The following is an 18,756-nucleotide window of genomic DNA, read 5'->3' as shown; positions in this document are numbered from 1 at the left end:
CAGCCTCATGAAGAGACTGATAAGTCGTAACTTATTTAGCATATTCAGCAATTAATTGTTCAAGGATAATGGCAACGCCATCGATTGTATTTGCTGGTGCAATGTTTTGCGACATAGCTTTAATATGATCAGGCGCATTATCCATCGCATAGCTATGTTTAGCCATCTGTAACATTGAACGGTCATTGAGTGAGTCGCCAATTGTTGCAACTTCATCTAGTGTATAACCTTGTGATTTAGCATAAGCTTCAACGGCTAAACCTTTCTGAGCATTAATGTGTGTGACTTCAATATTATCAGCAGCAGAAGAGGTGACGTCTAAATCAGAGAAATTACTTAGGTATTGACGAATTTGATCCAATAAATCCGTATTGGAACTGAAAAGTAGAATTTTTAAAGCGGGGTTATCTTTTGTTAATTCCATTTCAGTAATAGGTTTAACATCACCATAATGTGCGAGTAACTGAGCGTTAGTTACTTCATCAGTACCATCTGCTGCAGCGAGAACTTCTTCTTGACTAACATTCATAAAGTGTGCAATTCGTTTGATGAAGCCTTCATAATCTGCAACATAATAATTATTGGGTGTTGAAACAGCATAATCGATAGCTAAAGTATCTAAATGTTGAATAACACTTAAGACGGTTTCAGTTAATAAAGGATTTGAATCAGTCAAGGTACCATCTTTTTCATGAATCGATGCACCGTTTAAATTGATCATGCGACAGTATATATCTTGAGCTTGTGTCAGAACAGAGGCTGATTTAAAAGAGCGACCTGTTGCGATAATGAATTCAATATCAGTCGTTTCTTGTAATTTTTTTATTGCGGCAGCCGTTCTGTCGCTTATCACGTGGTTTTCATTAAGTAAAGTGCCGTCCATATCAGATGCAAAAAGTTTGATCATTGTTGACCTCCATTACGTTTTATCTAGTTTTAGTGTAACATGAATAGCCTAAAAAGTGATATAGTTATGGTACATGAATATGTTTTCTTAAGGAGCGAGAGAATGAGCGATCATTATTATACAAATAAACCTCAAAGTAGCCATGAACTAAAAGAGATTAGTGCAGAAGTTGGAAAACAAAGTTTACGCTTAAAGACAGATAGTGGTGTTTTTTCTAAGAATCGTATGGATTTCGGTTCTAAATTACTAGTGGAAACTTTTATTGAAGGGAAAGCAATGACTGGTGAGGAAAAAGTACTTGAGTTAGGCAGTGGCTATGGTCCTTTATTGTTGGCAGTGGCGAAACATTTTCCGCTTGCCAACTATGTAGGGGTTGAAGTTAATGAGCGTGCGCTTGAATTAGCGCAACAGAATACGCAATTAAATAAAGTGGCGAACGTTGAATGGTTGTTGCACGATGCGACGACTGTGCCTGTTGAGGCTGACTATGACTATGTATTAACGAACCCACCCATTAGAGCGGGCAAGCAAGTGATACGTGAATTTGTTCTAACGGCTGAAAAAGCACTGAAAGCGGATGGTGAACTCTGGTTAGTGATTCAGAAAAAGCAAGGAGCACCTTCTATGTCCGATTTTATGGAAGAAGTTTTTGGTAATGTTGAACTAATGGGCCGTGATAAAGGTTACTGGATTTTAAAAAGTGTTAAATAATATTAAGCTGATATTCTACAAATAGGATGTCAGCTTATTTTTATTGTATTAGAGTTTTCTCATTTTAGATATTTTGCTTGTTGTTAGAAGATTTATGTTTTATACTGTGATTATAAACAAAAGTCTTTCGAAAGGACATTTGTTGTAAAAGGAGGCGATGATGAGTTGTTAACACAAAACGAGCAACGTGTATTGGCTTTAATTGAAAAAGATCCATTTCTTACTCAACAAGAAATTGCTTCTCAATTAGATTTACCGCGCTCTACTGTCGCAACGATAGTTTCGTCATTGACGAATAAAAAGCAGTTGTTGGGTCGGGCTTATATTGTCAACCATGGCGCTGAAATTTTCTGTATAGGTGGAATGAATATTGACCGCAAGTATTTACTGGAGGCAGAGCTAATGCCTAAAACCAGTAATCCAGTCACTTCTTCAATGAGTGTCGGTGGCGTAGCACGCAATATTTCAGAAAACCTTGGACGCTTAGGGTTAAATGTTAACCTATTGTCAATCGGTGGTCGAGATCAAGATTTCGAAACTTTAAAGCAAGCGACGGAACCATTTGTTAATTTTCAACACGTGACGCAACTAGGGGAGTACTCAACAGGTTCTTATGTGGCATTACTAGATGACGACGGAGATATGCAGTTAGCTTTAGCGGATATGTCAGTAGCTGACACAATGAACCGTGAGTGGATAAGTTCTTATCAAAATCTTTTAGCTCAAGCTAAGATGATTGCATTGGATTTGAATGTACCATTAGAAACAACAGAATATGTCATTGAATTGGCGCGCAATAACGATATTCCACTTGTGATTATTCCGGTAAGTTCACCTAAGATGGCGCACTTACCACGTCAACTAGAGGGTGTTAAGTGGCTCATCGTCAATCTAGACGAGTCTGAAACTTTTTTCAATAAAAAAGTTGAAACACCAGAAGATGTTGAAGAGCTTGTTGAAAACTGGTTAGCCTTAGGTGTTGAAAATGTTATTATCACACGCGGCCAAGCGTCAACGTTCTATGGTAATCAAGCGGGTGAAAGAAAACAATTTGTACCACCTGTTTCGCCTTACGTCGAAGATGTCACAGGAGCTGGAGATTCTTATGCTTCAGGTTTAATTTACGGACAATTACAAGGCTACTCGCCAGTCGAAAGTATCCAATTGGCTATGACAAATGCTTATCACACCATTCAATCGCCTAAAACAGTACGCTTAGATTTAACGCAAGATATACTAGAAAAACAAACAGAAGAATTAAAAGAAAGAGGGATCATTTAAATGACACATCCATTATTATCAATTAGCAAAGAAGTACAAGCAGCTTTTGACAACAACCAACCAGTGGTAGCTTTAGAATCAACAATTATTTCTCACGGAATGCCTTACCCTAAAAACGTTGAAATGGCTAAAACAGTAGAACAAATCATTCGTGACAACGGTGCAGTACCAGCAACCATTGCGATTATGGATGGTAAATTTAAAATTGGTTTAGAAGAAGAAGACTTAGAATTGTTAGCAACGGCTGAAAACGTAGCAAAAGTATCACGTCGTGACTTAGCAAATGTCTTCGCAACAAAACAAATTGGCGCAACAACAGTCGCAACAACAATGATCGGTGCTAAATTAGCAGGAATTAAAGTGTTCGTTACAGGCGGAATCGGCGGCGTTCACCGTGGCTACGAAGACCACATGGACGTTTCAGCAGACCTAGAAGAATTAGGTCAAACAGATGTAACAGTAGTATGTGCGGGAGCAAAAGCGATTCTAGACTTGCCTCGAACATTAGAGTACTTAGAAACAAAAGGCGTGCCGGTAGTCGGTTACCAAACAGACTACTTACCAGCTTTCTATACACGTACGTCAGAGTACAAGTTGAACTTACGTAGTGATTCTACTGAAGAAATTGCTGACATGATGCGTTACCAAAAAGAACTGGGCTTAACAGCTGGAATCTTAGTTGCGAACCCTATCCCAGAAGAAGATGAGATTCCTCATGAAGAAATCGATGCCATTATCGCTCAAGCACTTAAAGAAGAAAAAGCTGCTGGCGTCAAAGGGAAAGACTCAACACCCTTCTTATTAGGTAAGATTGTTGAATTAACTGAAGGAAGAAGTTTAGAAACAAATATTGCTTTAGTATACAACAATGCAAAAGTTGGCGCGCAAATTGCTGCTGACTATCATAAAAAATAATTTAAAGACTCACACAAGAGGTTGCTAGCACCTTTGTGAATATCCCCTCAGTCATCGATCAGATGACTGAATTTTTTTGTGCTTAATATGAGTTAGCGTGTGATTCAGTTGGGTAGTCTATTATGATAGATACAAAGAGAAGAGTTGGTTTATGAATGAGATGATAGTTTTTGATTGCTAAATGAAATATTATGGCGTGTTTTGATTGAAAGTGATTGATTTTTATTTTAACTTTGTGTATGCTTAGAATAAGGAAGTGATGAAAATGCTTACAGAGGAGCGATTTGCTGTGATTCGGTCCTTGCTAGCGGATGATTCGGTGGTGAAGATTCAGGCGATTGTGGAAGCAACGCAGGCTTCAGAATCGACGGTTCGACGGGATTTGTCGCAATTAGAGGATTTGGGTGAGTTGGTGCGTGTGCATGGCGGAGCCAAACGGGTTTTTTCTGTGGATTTGGAGCCAAGTGTAAGCGAAAAGCGTTTGCAGTTTCAATCTGAGAAGTTGGCAATTGGACGCTATGCGGCGTCTTTGATTAAGGATGGCGAATTTGTATTTATTGATGCTGGGACGACAACATTAGCGATGGTGCCTTTTATTCAGGCTGAGAATGTGACGATTGTGACTAACGGTTTGGAGTTAGCCGCTCAGTTGGCTGATTCCAAGTTTACAGTGATTTTGCTAGGTGGTTTGATTAAGCCGAATACGCGAGCGATGATTGGGTCCGATACGCAAAAGCAGTTGCGTCAATATCGCTTTTCACGTGCGTTTATGGGGACGAATGGGATTAATGCCAGATTTGGTTTTACGACGCCCGATACTCAAGAAGCTCATGTGAAGGAGTCGGCGATTGGTCAGGCGAGTCGTGTCTATGTGTTGGCAGATAATAGTAAGTTTGACAAGGTGTCTTTTTGTCAGTTTGCAGATTTTGATAAGGTGATGGTCGTGACGAATCAGTTATCAAAGTCTTTGCATGAGAAGTTTGCGCCTTTATTAGACTTGGAGGAGGTTTGATGGATGTTATATACAATTACGTTTAATCCAGCTGTGGATTTAGTGATGAAAACTGATGTAGTTCATCTAGGTGAGTTGAATCGTGTCCAGAAGGATGAGTATGTCGCAGGTGGTAAAGGGATTAATATGTCGGTCTTATTGAAGCGTTTGGGACATGATAATATTGCGACGGGTTTTATTGGCGGTTTTACGGGCACTTTTGTTCGTGAGAGTCTTGAAAATGAAGGGGTGCAGACGGCTTTTCATCAGTTGGATGCAATCACGCGAATCAATGTGAAGTTACATACGGCCCAGGAGACGGAGTTAAATGCGAATGGACCGACAGTTACTGAGGCGGACGTAGCTGAATTAATGGCTTATTTCGATCAGAACTTAGTCGCGGGAGATGTGGTTTTTCTAGCAGGAAATGCGGCACCAGGGATGACGAGTGATCATTATGTGAAGGTCGCTGAATTATGTCGAGTTAAAGAGGCTTTATTCGTTTTAGATTCGAATAAATCATTATTGACAGCTTGTTTGCCACAGCGTCCGTTTTTAATTAAACCGAATGCTCAAGAGTTGAGTGAGATCTTTGAGACGCCGGTGGATACTTTAGATGATGTGATTGCTAATGCGCGTAAGCTACAAACTTTGGGAGCGCAGAATGTTATCGTGTCGCTTGGTGGCGAAGGAGCGGTTCTGGTGACGGATAGTCAAGAGATTTTCCGTTCGAGTGTGCCGCAAGGGACTGTCGTGAATTCCGTTGGTGCAGGGGATTCGATGGTGGCTGGTTTTATGGCAAAGTATATTGAAAGCAAGGATTATGCACAGAGTTTAAGGCAAGGGGCTGCTTGTGGGAGTGCAACAGCTTTCTCCGTGGGGATTGCTGAAGCAGAATTGGCAATGTCTTTAGTAGATGAAATTCAAATAAAAAGGATTGGTGAAGAATCATGAAATTAGCTCAATTATTTGTAAAAGCGGCGATGGATTTAAACTTGCAAACAGAGGATAAAGCGTCCACCTTACGTTATTTAGCTGAACGTTTTGCTCAAGCCGGTGGTGTCAGTGATGTTGATAGTTATGTTGAGAAGTTAAGTGCACGAGAAGCGCAGTCAACGACGGGTGTTGGCGATGAAATTGCGATTCCTCATGCTCAAGATGTGACAATTAAAGAAGCAGCCATTGTTTTTGCACGTTCCCAAACTGGGGTAGAGTGGGCTTCTTTCGATGGACAACCAGCGAAATTGATTTTTATGATTGCTGCACCTGAAGGTGGCGGTGAACACTTACAAGCTTTAGCGAAATTATCGAGTATTCTAATGAAGCCAGAAGCTAAGGCTGCTTTATTAGAAGCTGAAACTGCCGAGGCTGTTGTGGATGTGATTGCTCACTATGAAGCAGAGAAAGAAGCAGCTGAATTGGCACAAGCTAATGAAGAAGTAGCAAATTCGGCAACAACAACAAGCCAACTAACCGCAGAAGCAGTTTCAACAAGTCCTGAGACAGATGAGGTATACATTCTTGCAGTAACTGCTTGTCCAACAGGAATTGCCCATACTTATATGGCTGAAGAGAAATTAAATCAAGCTGCTAAAAAAGCTGGCTATGCGATTAAAGTTGAAACTAACGGTCAAACGGGTGTTGGCAATCGCTTAACGAAAGCAGATATTAATCGAGCAACCGCGATTATAGTGGCGGCAGATAAGCAAGTTGAGATGGCGCGTTTTGATGGCAAGCCAGTGATTGTGACAAAAGTAGCTGATGGTATCAATAAAGCTACTGAATTAGTTGAGCGAGCAGCTGCACAAGATGCAAAGATATACCGTGCGAACCAAGCGGATATGGCTGCTGGAGCAAACGATGAGACGGATGAAAAAGAATCACTAGGTCGTCAGTTTTATAAACATATGATGAACGGTGTATCGCACATGTTGCCATTCGTGGTTGCTGGCGGGATTTTGATTGCCTTTTCTTTCTTCTGGGGGATCAATTCAGCGAACCCAGCTGACCCAACTTACAATGAAGTCGCACATGTCTTAAAAACTTTAGGTGATTTATCCTTCGCGATGATGTTACCTGTTCTAGCAGGTTTCATTGGTCAATCGATTGCTGACCGTCCAGGTTTAGTGATTGGTTTCATGGGTGGTGTATTTGCAAACCCAGGTGTTTTATCGGGATTTAATGATGCGGGAATTTTTGCGGATACGATTGCTTCAGGTTTCTTAGGTGCCCTAGTTGCTGGTTTCTTAGCGGGTGGAATTGTTTGGGTCTTACGCAGAGCGCTCAGCTGGTTACCTAAATCGCTCGAAGGCATGAAACCTATTTTCCTATTCCCGGTTTTGGGCGTCTTAACGATGGGTTTATTGATGTTCTTCGTTATCAATGCGCCGATGGGAGGAATTATGATTGGGCTACAGAATCTATTAAACAGTGTGCCGCGTGAGTTATCACTTGTTTTAGGGTTTTTAGTAGCCGCGATGATGTCGATTGATATGGGTGGCCCACTGAACAAAGCCGCTTATGTAACAGGAACAGCCCTAGTAACAGCAGCAGATGGTGCTGGTTCAGACGTGATGGCAGCAGTTATGATTGGTGGGATGGTTCCGCCACTGGCAATTGCGATATCTGCAACGCTGAATAAAACCTTATGGGCTCCTGAACAAAGAGACAGTGCCTTAGTTAACTATGTCATGGGTGCAGCTTTCATTACAGAAGGAGCGATTCCTTTTGCAGCAGTCAACCCATTGAAAGTTATCCCGTCATTAGCAATTGGTAGTGGGGTAGCGGGTGCCTTGAGTATGTTGTTTGGTAGTGTGAGTTATGTACCGCACGGTGGTTTATTCGCTGTAATAGCCGGAGGAGTCACGAATCCAATCATGTATATTGTCTCTTGGCTAGTAGGTGGTTTCGTCGGAGCGATTCTATTGAACGTTTTGCTGAAAAAAGACACAGATAAATAATCCTAAAAGTACAATATCGCTTCGAAGACTCTGGTCAAGAGTCTTCGAAGCGATATTTTTGTGTTTATTTATAGAAAAAGTGAGTCAAAGCTACTGTTTATAAATTTTGAACGTAGCTAATATGGAGTTTAGGGCTTAATTCTTGCTAGGAGAAAGAGGTGCTTGTGTGTTCAGAGCGCTCAATGATTTCCATGAATTGTTTACCAGTAATGGTCTCTTTTTCGTAAAGGAATTTAGAGAGCTCATCCAACAGGTCACGGTTATCGATCAGAATATTTTTAGCTTTAGTATATTGGTTATTTATGAGGGTAATGATTTCGCGGTCAATCGCTGCTTGTGTTTGGGTTGAGCCAGTCGCGCTTGCTTCATTACCTAAGTACTGATTATTTCTTTGTTCGAAAGCAACCATCCCGAAAGTATCGCTCATTCCATATTGACTAATCATCGCGCGGGCTAATTGGGTCATTCGCTCAATGTCATTCGAAGCTCCTGTCGTAATGGAAGAGAAAGCCACTTCTTCGGCAGCACGACCTCCGGCTAAGGTGGCTAATTGATTTTCTAAGAACTCTTTAGAGTGCAAGTAGTCATTACCATTTTTGGACACTTGCATAGTATAACCTAAGGCACCAGATGTTCTTGGAATAATGGTTATTTTTTCTACAGGTGATGAACCTGTTTGCTTAGCTGCTACTAGAGCATGACCTATTTCATGATAAGAAACGACCCACTTTTCTTTATCAGACAAAATTGCATGTTTCTTTTGTTCGCCCGCCACGATTGTTTCGATACTTTCTTCAAAGTCAACTTGTGTGGCGAAGTCACGTTTGAAACGGACCGCTCTTAAAGCAGCCTCATTTACAATGTTGGCCAGTTCAGCGCCAGAGGCACCAGATGCCATGCGAGCGATGCGGTTATAATCGAGAGGTGTTTCGTGCTGGATTTTACTGGTGTGAACTTTTAAAATATCTTCACGTCCTTTTAAATCAGGTAACTCGACGCGAACTTGGCGGTCAAAGCGTCCTGGGCGTAGTAAGGCAGGGTCTAGAGATTCCGGTTGGTTAGAAGCAGCAAGAATCATGACGCCATTATTACCTTCAAAGCCATCCATTTCAGTTAAGAGTTGGTTGAGTGTTTGTTCTCTCTCGTCGTTACCGATTGCTTGCCCTCGTCTTTTACCGATGGCGTCTATTTCATCGATAAAAATGATACAAGGTGCTTTTTCTTTGGCTTGCTTGAACAAGTCACGGACTTTAGCCGCCCCTGCTCCGGCGAACATCTCTACGAATTCTGAACCAGACATTGAGAAGAAGGAAACTTTTGCTTCGCCCGCAACGGCTTTGGCTAACATGGTCTTGCCTGTTCCTGGAGGGCCGACTAATAAGACGCCGCTCGGCATTTTTGCACCAACAGCACTGTATTTTTCGGGATTATTTAAAAAGTCTACGATTTCAGCAAGGCTTTCTTTGGCCTCGTCTTGTCCGGCAACATCATAAAAGGTTAAGCCGTCAGTCGATTGTACATAAACACGGGCGTTACTTTTACCTAAGTTAAATTGCATGGCGTTTCCACCACCTGCTCGTTTAAGCATCTTTCTTGAAAGCCACTGGCCAATGGCGACGAAGATCATTATTTGAAAAATGAAACTTAGAAAGGAGGTCAGTGGGGAAGCCTGTTCAAGAATTTCGCCAGTAAAGGCAATGTCGGCATCAAAGAGAAATTGAGTTAGCCCTGGATCTTCAACCATGGCTGTTTTATAGATCGATTGATCCTCGCTACTTGTGAAGAGGATTTGATTCTCACTCGGCTGTAATTGAACTTGATTCACCTGACCTTGGTCAACCATTGTTAGGAAGTTATTGTAATTGACTTGCTCTATCTGGCGATCAGAATACCATGGCATAGCGATGAAGTTAAAGACGACGAGGCCTAACAAGACAATGCCGTAATAATAGAAGAGCGAACGTTTAGGGTTTTTAATTTCTTTCATATAGAAGATCTCCTTTTGGAATACTAAAGAATCAGACGCTAGATACTGTCTGCTTTTATATTATGATGTGAATATTAATTTTGTGTGAACATATTCATATAGGGAAAACAGTTTTGTGAAAAATCAAGTGAAAAGGCTCTTGACATTCAATTATCATGCGAGTAGAATAGATAGACGCAAGAGTAGGCATAGATGTGGGATTACACTTTGAAATATTGTCCAAAGTGCAGTTCTATTACAGATTAAACAAAAGATACAGTGGAGCTTTGTAAGAAATCACGATTCTTTTGTTCTTTTTTTGCTCAAAAATAGGGTAAAAAAGATTTTGTTATAGAATGTTAATATTCGTAACGCAATCGTAACATCTTGCCAAGTCGTAAATATTTTGAGGGGTGAACAGCTTGAGTCAACATCATATCGTCAAATATGGTAAAAAAGCAGAACGTCGTAGCTACGCTCGCATTGATGAAGTTCTTGAATTGCCAAACTTAATTGAAATTCAAACAGATTCTTATCAATGGTTCTTAGACGAAGGTATTAAAGTTATGTTTGATGACGTTTCTCCAATCGTCGATCACAGTGATAACTTAGAATTACATTTCGTTGATTATGAATTTAAAGAGCCGAAGTATTCAGTTAAGGAAGCTCGTGCACATGATGCTAACTATTCAAAACCAATCTACGTAACATTACGTTTAATCAACAAAGAAACACGCGAAGTAAAAGAACAGGAAGTCTTCTTCGGAGATTTCCCAATTATGACCGACATGGGAACATTTATTTATAATGGGGCGGAACGTGTCATTGTTTCACAATTAGTTCGTTCTCCAGGTGTTTACTTCCACGACAAAGTGGATAAAAAAGGTCGCCATAGTTTCACCTCAACTGTTATTCCTAATCGAGGCGCTTGGTTAGAGTTCGAAACTGACGCAAAGGGAATCGCTTATGTTCGTATCGACCGTACGCGTAAAATTCCTTTAACTGTCATGATGCGTGCTCTAGGCTTTGGTTCAGATGATGATATCTATGATATTTTATCTGAAACGGAATTATTAAATACAACAATTGATAAAGATGTTCATAAGAACATTGCGGACTCTCGTGTTGAAGAAGCATTGAAAGATGTTTATGAGCGTTTACGTCCAGGTGAACCAAAGACAGCAGAAAGCTCACGTAACTTATTAGTTGCACGCTTCTTTGATCCACGTCGTTACGATTTAGCACCAGTTGGTCGCTATAAAGTAAATAAAAAGTTACATCTAAAAAACCGTCTATTAAACCTGACTTTAGCTGAAACATTAGCTGATCCAGAAACTGGTGAAGTCATTTTTGCTGAAGGTACAGAATTAGATGCAGATAAGATTGAAGAATTAGCAGTACATTTAGACAATGGTTTAAATTTAGTGACTGCCATGCCTTCTCCAGATGGTGTTATCGGTGAGCCGATTGATTTACAAATGGTGAAAGTTTACTCACCTAAAAACCCTGAATTAGTAGTTAACGTGATTGGGAACGCAAATATCGAAGGCGTTAAGAGTTTAACACCAGCTGATATTATTGCTTCTATGAACTACTACTTACTATTAAGTGAAGGTATTGGAACGTCTGACGATATTGACCATTTAGGTAACCGTCGTATTCGTTCGGTCGGTGAATTATTGCAAAACCAATTCAGAATTGGTTTGTCAAGAATGGAGCGTGTTGTACGTGAACGTATGTCGTTACAAGACATTTCAACGATTACGCCTCAACAATTAATTAACATTCGTCCAGTTGTTGCAGCAATCAAAGAATTCTTTGGTTCTCACCAACTGTCACAATTCATGGACCAAGTTAACCCGTTAGGTGAGTTGACTCATAAACGTCGTCTATCTGCCTTAGGGCCTGGTGGTTTAACGCGTGACCGTGCCGGATATGAAGTTCGAGATGTTCACTACTCTCACTACGGTCGTATGTGTCCGATTGAAACGCCTGAGGGACCAAACATCGGGTTAATTAACAGTTTGTCTTCTTATGCGAAGATTAACAAATATGGTTTTATCGAAACACCTTACCGTAAAGTGGATAAAGTAAATGGCGGAGTAACAGATGAAATCGTGTATTTATCTGCGGATGAAGAAGATTTATACGTTGTTGCACAAGCGAACTCGCTATTAAATGAAGATGATACGTTCGTTAATGATGTTGTAATGGCTCGTTATATTTCAGAAAACTTGGAAGTTCCTATTAACCAAGTAGACTACATGGACGTTTCACCTAAACAAGTAGTTGCAGTCGCAACAGCGTGTATTCCTTTCTTGGAAAACGATGACTCGAACCGTGCGTTGATGGGTGCCAACATGCAACGTCAAGCCGTTCCTCTAGTTAATCCACAATCTCCAATTATCGGAACAGGTATGGAATATAAAGCAGCCCATGACTCTGGTGCAGCTCTAATTTGCCGCCGTGGTGGTGAAGTAGCTTACGTCGATTCAAACGTCATTAAGATTAAAATTGCTGACGGAACCGTCGATGAATATAGCTTAATTAAATTTGCACGTTCAAACGCGGGTACATGTTACAACCAGCGTCCAATTGTTGAAGTTGGCGATCATGTTGATGATCAAGATATCTTAGCAGATGGATCATCGATGCAGAATGGGGAAATGGCTTTAGGTCAAAACCCGTTAGTTGCCTTTATGACTTGGGACGGTTATAACTATGAAGATGCGATTATCATGTCTGAACGTTTAGTTAAAGATGATGTTTATACGTCAATTCACATTGAAGAGTATGAGTCAGAGTCTCGTGATACTAAATTGGGACCAGAAGAGATCACACGCGAAATTCCAAACGTAAGTGAAGAAGCCTTGAAATTCTTAGACAAAGACGGAATCATTTCGATTGGAGCGGAAGTAAAAGATGGCGACATCTTAGTGGGTAAAGTAACACCTAAAGGTGTTACGGAATTATCTGCTGAAGAACGTTTACTACACGCAATCTTTGGTGAAAAAGCCCGTGAAGTGCGTGATACATCGCTACGTGTTCCTCACGGTGGTGGCGGAATCGTTCACGATGTCAAAGTCTTTACTCGTGAAGCTGGTGACGAACTAGCTCCAGGTGTAAACAAACTTGTTCGCGTCTTTATCGTTCAAAAACGTAAGATTAGTGAAGGGGATAAGATGGCAGGGCGTCACGGAAACAAAGGTGTTGTGTCATTGATTATGCCTGAAGAAGATATGCCATTTATGCCAGACGGTACACCGATTGATATCATGTTGAACCCATTAGGGGTACCATCTCGTATGAACATTGGACAAGTATTCGAATTACACTTAGGTATGGCTGCTCGCCAACTAGGAATCAAAATTGCGACACCAGTATTCGATGGTGCTAGCGAAGAAGATGTTTGGAACACTGTTCGAGAAGCGGGAATGGAACACGATGCAAAAACAACCTTATATGATGGACGTACAGGTGAGCCATTTGACCGTAAAGTCTCTGTAGGTGTTATGTATATGATTAAATTAGCCCACATGGTTGATGATAAGTTACATGCGCGTTCAACAGGACCTTACTCACTTGTTACTCAACAACCATTGGGTGGTAAAGCTCAATTTGGTGGGCAACGTTTTGGAGAGATGGAAGTTTGGGCGCTTGAAGCATACGGTGCTGCTTACACTCTACAAGAAATTTTAACTTACAAATCAGATGACGTCGTCGGACGTGTTAAAACATATGAAGCGATTGTTAAAGGTCAGCCGATTCCAAAACCAGGCGTGCCAGAATCATTCCGCGTATTGGTAAAAGAATTACAAGCTTTAGGTTTAGATATGAAAGTTCTTGATGCTGATGATCAAGAAATTGAATTAAGAGATGATGACGATGAAGATGACGTAATCAACTTCAACGCATTAGACAAATACCGTGAAGAACAAAAAGCGGCAGAGTCTCAAAAAAAGATGTCGTAAAATCAGACAAATAAGTCGATGAATCATTAGATAAAGACATAAAATGCCTTGGAGCCATTTGGAGATAAGGCACTCCATGCAACTTGCAGCCAGCGGAGTGTTATTTCTCCGCAAGCTGATAAGTGACAAAATAAAAGGAGGTCGGCCCCTTGATAGATGTTAATAAGTTCGAATCCATGCAAATAGGATTAGCATCCTCCGAAAAAATTCGTAGTTGGTCTTACGGTGAAGTTAAAAAACCGGAGACAATCAACTATCGTACATTAAAGCCTGAGAAAGACGGTCTTTTCTGTGAACGAATTTTTGGACCAACAAAAGATTGGGAATGTTCATGTGGTAAATTAAAACGTGTACGTTACAAAGGTCGTGTATGTGATCGTTGTGGTGTTGAAGTGACGCGTGCTAAAGTGCGTCGTGAGCGTATGGGACATATTGAATTAGCTGCCCCAGTGACACATGTCTGGTATTTTAAAGGTATTCCGAGTCGTATGGGTCTTGTATTAGATTTAAGCCCACGCTTATTAGAAGAAGTAATTTATTTTGCATCATATATTGTAATTGATGCAGGAGATACGCCTTTAGAGCATAAATCATTACTGACAGAAGCAGAATATCGTGAGAAAAAACGTGAGTACGGCAACCGTTTCTACGCTAAAATGGGTGCTGAAGCAATCAAAGAGCTGTTACAAAACGTTGACTTAGAAAAAGAAGTGACTGAATTACGTGAAATGTTGAAGACTGCAACTGGTCAAAAGCGTACTCGTGCGATTCGTCGTCTAGATATTCTAGATGCTTTCCTAGAATCAGGTAACAGACCTGATTGGATGGTCTTAGATGTATTGCCAGTTATTCCGCCTGACTTAAGACCTATGGTTCAGTTAGAGGGTGGCCGTTTCGCTACAAGTGACTTGAACGATTTATATCGTCGAGTCATTAACCGTAATAACCGTCTAAAACGCTTATTAGACTTGGGCGCACCAAATATTATCGTTCAAAACGAAAAACGTATGTTACAAGAAGCAGTGGATGCTTTAATTGATAACGGACGTCGTGGCCGTGCGGTAACTGGACCTGGTAACCGTCCATTAAAATCTTTATCACATATGTTAAAAGGGAAACAAGGTCGTTTCCGTCAAAACTTATTAGGTAAACGTGTGGATTATTCAGGTCGTTCAGTAATTGTTGTTGGACCAAACTTAAAAATGTACCAATGTGGTTTGCCAAAAGAGATGGCAATTGAATTATTCAAGCCATTCGTTATGAAAGAGTTAGTTGAACGCGAAATCGCAAGCAACATCAAAAATGCTAAACGCATGATTGAAACTCAAGATGACGTGATTTGGCCAGTCATTGAAGAAGTCATTAGAGAGCATCCTGTTCTACTTAACCGAGCACCTACGCTTCACCGTCTAGGTATTCAAGCTTTCGAACCAACATTAGTAGATGGTCGTGCGATTCGTCTACATCCTTTAGTCTGTGAAGCGTATAACGCTGACTTTGACGGGGACCAAATGGCTGTTCACGTACCTTTATCGGAAGAAGCTCAAGCTGAAGCACGCCTGTTAATGTTAGCTGCGCAAAACATCTTGAACCCTAAAGATGGTAAGCCAGTTGTTACACCTTCTCAAGATATGGTTTTAGGTAACTACTACTTAACACTTGAAGAACCAGGTCGTGTAGGTGAAGGATTAGTCTTAAGTAGTGTTGGGGAAGCAGAAATTGCTTACTTAAACGGAGAAGCTCACTTACATACTCGTGTGGCGATTCCTACAACTGCTTTAGAAGGAAAAACATTCACTGATTGGCAAAAAGAACGTTTAATGGTAACGACAGTAGGTAAATTATTCTTCAACGAAATTATGCCGCCAGAATTCCCATACCTAAACGAACCAACAAATGAAAACTTAACAGAGAAAACACCAGATAAATATTTCTTAGAACCAGGAACTGACGTTGTAGCGGCAATTGCTGCAATGGAAATGGTTAACCCGTTCAAGAAAAAACATTTAGGTAACATTATCGCTGAAGTCTTCAAACGATTCCACATTACCGAAACATCTAAAATGTTGGATAGAATGAAAGACTTAGGATATAAATACTCTACTCGTGCTGGTTTAACGGTAGGAGTAGCTGATGTCCTTAGATTAGACACTAAATATGCTATCTTAGATGACGCACATTCACGTGTTGATAAGATTGCTAAGCAATATAAACGTGGTTTAATTACAGAAGAGGAACGTTACGGAAGTGTTATCCGTACTTGGGAACAAGCCAAGGATAAAATCCAAGATGACCTTGCTAATAATTTACCGCGTCTAAACCCAATCCACATGATGTCTGATTCAGGAGCTCGTGGTAACATTTCTAACTTTACTCAACTTGCCGGTATGCGTGGAAACATGGCTGCTCCAAGTGGTAAGATTATCGAATTACCAATCACATCTAACTTCCGTGAAGGTTTATCCGTTTTAGAAATGTTTATTTCTACTCACGGTGCCCGTAAAGGAATGACTGATACGGCCTTGAAGACAGCTGACTCAGGTTACTTAACGCGACGTTTAGTAGACGTTGCTCAAGATGTTATTGTCCGTGAAGATGATTGTGGAACAGATAAAGGTGTAACAGTTGCTGAAATCGCTGATGGCAATAGTATTATTGAAACATTAGAAGAGCGTCTAATTGGACGTTATACTCAAAAAACTGTTTACCATCCTGAAACTGGCGCAATGATTGTACCAGGCAATGTTGAAATTACTGAGGATTTAGCAACTGTGATTATCAATGCAGGTATTAAAGAAGTGACAATTCGTTCAGTATTTACTTGTGATACCGACCATGGTGTATGTAAACACTGTTACGGACGTAACTTGGCGACAGGATCACGTGTTGAAGTGGGTGAAGCGGTTGGTACAATCGCAGCTCAATCAATCGGTGAGCCTGGTACTCAATTAACGATGCGTACCTTCCATACGGGTGGGGTTGCCGGTGGTGGAGATATCACTCAAGGTTTACCTCGTATCCAAGAAATCTTTGAAGCGCGTGTACCGAAAGGACAAGCGACAATCACTGAAGTAGATGGAATCGTAGAGTTAATCGAAGAAAAACCATCAGACCGTTCGAGAGATGTCACTGTAAAAGGTGTAACAGATACTCGTACTTATAATATTCCTTATACTTCACGCTTACGTGTGAAAGAAGGCGATCATGTAGATCGTGGGGAAGCATTAACTGAAGGGTCTATCGATCCGAAAGAACTCCTAAGAGTTACAGACGTTATTACAGTAGAAAACTACTTATTAAGAGAAGTTCAAGCTGTTTATCGTGGGCAAGGGGTAGAAATCGGAGATAAACACGTTGAGGTAATGGTTCGACAAATGTTACAGAAAGTTCGCGTAATGGATCCGGCATCGACAAACATCTTGCCAGGAGCATTAATGGATATCTCTGACTTTACTGACGCAAACGCTAGCGCCATTAAAGCTGGCGACGTACCCGCAACAGCTAGACCAGTATTACTAGGAATCACTAAAGCCGCTTTGGAAACTAAATCATTTATTTCTGCAGCGTCGTTCCAAGAAACTACTCGTGTTCTAACTGATGCAGCAATTCGCGGTAAGAAAGACGTCTTATTAGGCCTTAAAGAGAACGTTACAATTGGTAAGTTAATTCCAGCTGGTACAGGAATGACTCGTTACCGTAAAATTGAAACAAACATCGATACGCCTGAAAAATCAGACGAACTAGTCTTAGAAGAAACACCACAAATGAAATAACATAAAAAATACCGTCAACACTTCAAAAGTGCTGGCGGTATTTTTTTTCTATAAATAAAGACACACTATATAGAAGGATAAACTGATAAATGGAATAAAAGGCAGATCCTTTGACTGATTATTAAGCCACCACACACTCCCGTACCAGAATAAGATGCCTAAACTTGCGGCGATAAATAAAAATGTAGGGAATTGGACTATCGGTATGGCAAGCTCAAGAATTAATAGAAGTTTAATATCTGCTCCGCCAATCCAATCATGACGAATAATATAAAAGAATAGCCCAAAACAACCGAAAAGAGCTAAATTAAACAAAAGTAAGAGTGTGTCCTGTCCCTGCCAATTAAACTGGTAGAGCAGCCATGCTAATAAGCATAGTTGCAAAGTGTCAGGCACCCACCGTTCGCATAAGTCACAATAGCTCATCAGAAGTAATAGAAAACATGTAAACAAGTGTTGACCAGATAAACGATCATAATGAAAGAAAGCATGAAGAAATAAGCAACCAGTGAAAAGCTCAGACAGCCAATAGAAGGGACTAAGCACTTTATGACACTGTCGACACTTACCCCTTTGGATAAAATAAGAAACAAGCGGCAGGAGTTCATACCAACTCAAAAGACTTTGGCAGCTATCGCATTTGGACCGAGCAAACAAGTGAAACTGACCACGTGTCCAAAGGCCAGCAATGCAAAAGAGGAAAGACCCAACCATACAGCCGGAATAGAAGACAAAGAATGTTATTATCATTTAATCACCTCCTCTATAAATACGCAAAAGAAGGCCAAATATGCTTTTGTTAATAAAAATTACAAAAAGTTGCTTAAAAAGTCTAAAAAAGTTTGACAAAAGGGTCATTCCCATGGTATATTATTATTTGTTGCTAAGGCAGATACAAACAACGAAAAAAATAATTCAAAAATACATTTGACACCACGTCAAACGTATGGTATTATTTAAAAGTTGCTGAAAGAGAAGTGAACAAAAGTATAAGAGAAGGTTAAGATTAACCCAATCAGCTTTGAAACGCTTTCAACTTAGTAATATAAAGTGTATAATAATTACACGGTCAAAACAATGTTGAAAAACTTAAAACAAATTTAAAAAACTTGTTGACAAGTAACTGACTGACATGTTATTATAAATAAGTTGTCACAGCGAAACAAACTGTTCGTAGCTGACACAAAGCTCATTGAAAACTAAACAAAGATAAACACCAAGATGTGTAAGAGTTTATTGGCTACGGCTGATAAACACAACCGAATAAATTTCGAGACACTG

11 protein-coding genes are annotated in these 18,756 nt (G+C 40.4%); 8 read left to right on the top strand and 3 right to left on the bottom strand.

What is annotated here, in order from left to right; all coding sequences use genetic code 11:
- Positions 1-31 precede the first annotated feature (31 nt).
- Entirely contained in the window at positions 32-907 is an 876-nt protein-coding gene (locus ACTQ45_RS12990) for a Cof-type HAD-IIB family hydrolase (protein WP_441763987.1), read from the bottom strand.
- Positions 908-1,009: 102 nt separating this feature from the next.
- On the opposite strand from ACTQ45_RS12990, the gene ACTQ45_RS12985 reads away from it, so the two are divergent.
- The 6 genes from ACTQ45_RS12985 to ACTQ45_RS12960 all read left to right on the top strand — a co-directional run bounded on the left by ACTQ45_RS12985 (position 1,010) and on the right by ACTQ45_RS12960 (position 7,765).
- Positions 1,010-1,618: a class I SAM-dependent methyltransferase gene (locus tag ACTQ45_RS12985; protein WP_441751787.1), complete on the top strand. Its 609-nt coding sequence runs from the start codon at positions 1,010-1,012 to the stop codon at positions 1,616-1,618.
- A gap of 165 nt (positions 1,619-1,783) precedes the next feature.
- A complete protein-coding gene (locus ACTQ45_RS12980; RefSeq protein WP_441751789.1) occupies positions 1,784-2,899 on the top strand; it encodes a PfkB family carbohydrate kinase in 1,116 nt (371 codons plus the stop codon).
- The gene (locus ACTQ45_RS12975; protein ID WP_441751791.1) at positions 2,900-3,814 is read left to right on the top strand and encodes a pseudouridine-5'-phosphate glycosidase; all 915 of its coding nucleotides are present in this window, start codon (positions 2,900-2,902) and stop codon (positions 3,812-3,814) included.
- Positions 3,815-4,079: 265 nt separating this feature from the next.
- Positions 4,080-4,826: a DeoR/GlpR family DNA-binding transcription regulator gene (locus ACTQ45_RS12970; RefSeq protein WP_441751792.1), complete on the top strand. Its 747-nt coding sequence runs from the start codon at positions 4,080-4,082 to the stop codon at positions 4,824-4,826.
- Positions 4,827-4,829: 3 nt separating this feature from the next.
- On the top strand, positions 4,830-5,759 hold the full coding sequence (gene pfkB / locus ACTQ45_RS12965; protein WP_441763986.1) for a 1-phosphofructokinase: 930 nt from the start codon (positions 4,830-4,832) through the stop codon (positions 5,757-5,759).
- Positions 5,756-7,765, top strand: coding sequence for a PTS fructose transporter subunit IIABC (locus tag ACTQ45_RS12960; RefSeq protein WP_441751796.1), 2,010 nt, complete (start codon positions 5,756-5,758; stop codon positions 7,763-7,765). The genes pfkB and ACTQ45_RS12960 overlap by 4 nt, the downstream gene beginning before the upstream one ends.
- Positions 7,766-7,910: 145 nt before the next feature.
- Here ACTQ45_RS12960 and ftsH read toward each other — a convergent pair whose 3' ends face one another.
- Complete coding sequence (ftsH, locus tag ACTQ45_RS12955) at positions 7,911-9,752, bottom strand: ATP-dependent zinc metalloprotease FtsH (protein WP_441751798.1); 1,842 nt, start codon at positions 9,750-9,752, stop codon at positions 7,911-7,913.
- A gap of 401 nt (positions 9,753-10,153) precedes the next feature.
- On the opposite strand from ftsH, the gene rpoB reads away from it, so the two are divergent.
- Positions 10,154-13,702, top strand: a complete 3,549-nt coding sequence (rpoB, locus tag ACTQ45_RS12950; protein ID WP_441763985.1) for a DNA-directed RNA polymerase subunit beta — start codon at positions 10,154-10,156, stop codon at positions 13,700-13,702.
- Positions 13,703-13,851: 149 nt separating this feature from the next.
- A complete protein-coding gene (gene rpoC / locus ACTQ45_RS12945) occupies positions 13,852-17,475 on the top strand; it encodes a DNA-directed RNA polymerase subunit beta' (RefSeq protein WP_441751802.1) in 3,624 nt (1,207 codons plus the stop codon).
- Positions 17,476-17,523: 48 nt separating this feature from the next.
- On the opposite strand, the gene ACTQ45_RS12940 is transcribed toward rpoC, so the two are convergent.
- Positions 17,524-18,189 (bottom strand): prepilin peptidase, encoded by a 666-nt coding sequence (locus ACTQ45_RS12940; protein ID WP_441763997.1) that lies wholly within the window; start codon positions 18,187-18,189, stop codon positions 17,524-17,526.
- Positions 18,190-18,756: the final 567 nt, after the last annotated feature.

The sequence above is a fragment of the Fundicoccus sp. Sow4_D5 genome (assembly GCF_052116365.1).
Classification (GTDB): Bacteria; Bacillota; Bacilli; order Lactobacillales; family Aerococcaceae; genus Fundicoccus.
The sequence above is the reverse complement of the archived record's forward strand: the minus strand, read 5'-3'. Positions and strand labels throughout refer to the sequence as shown.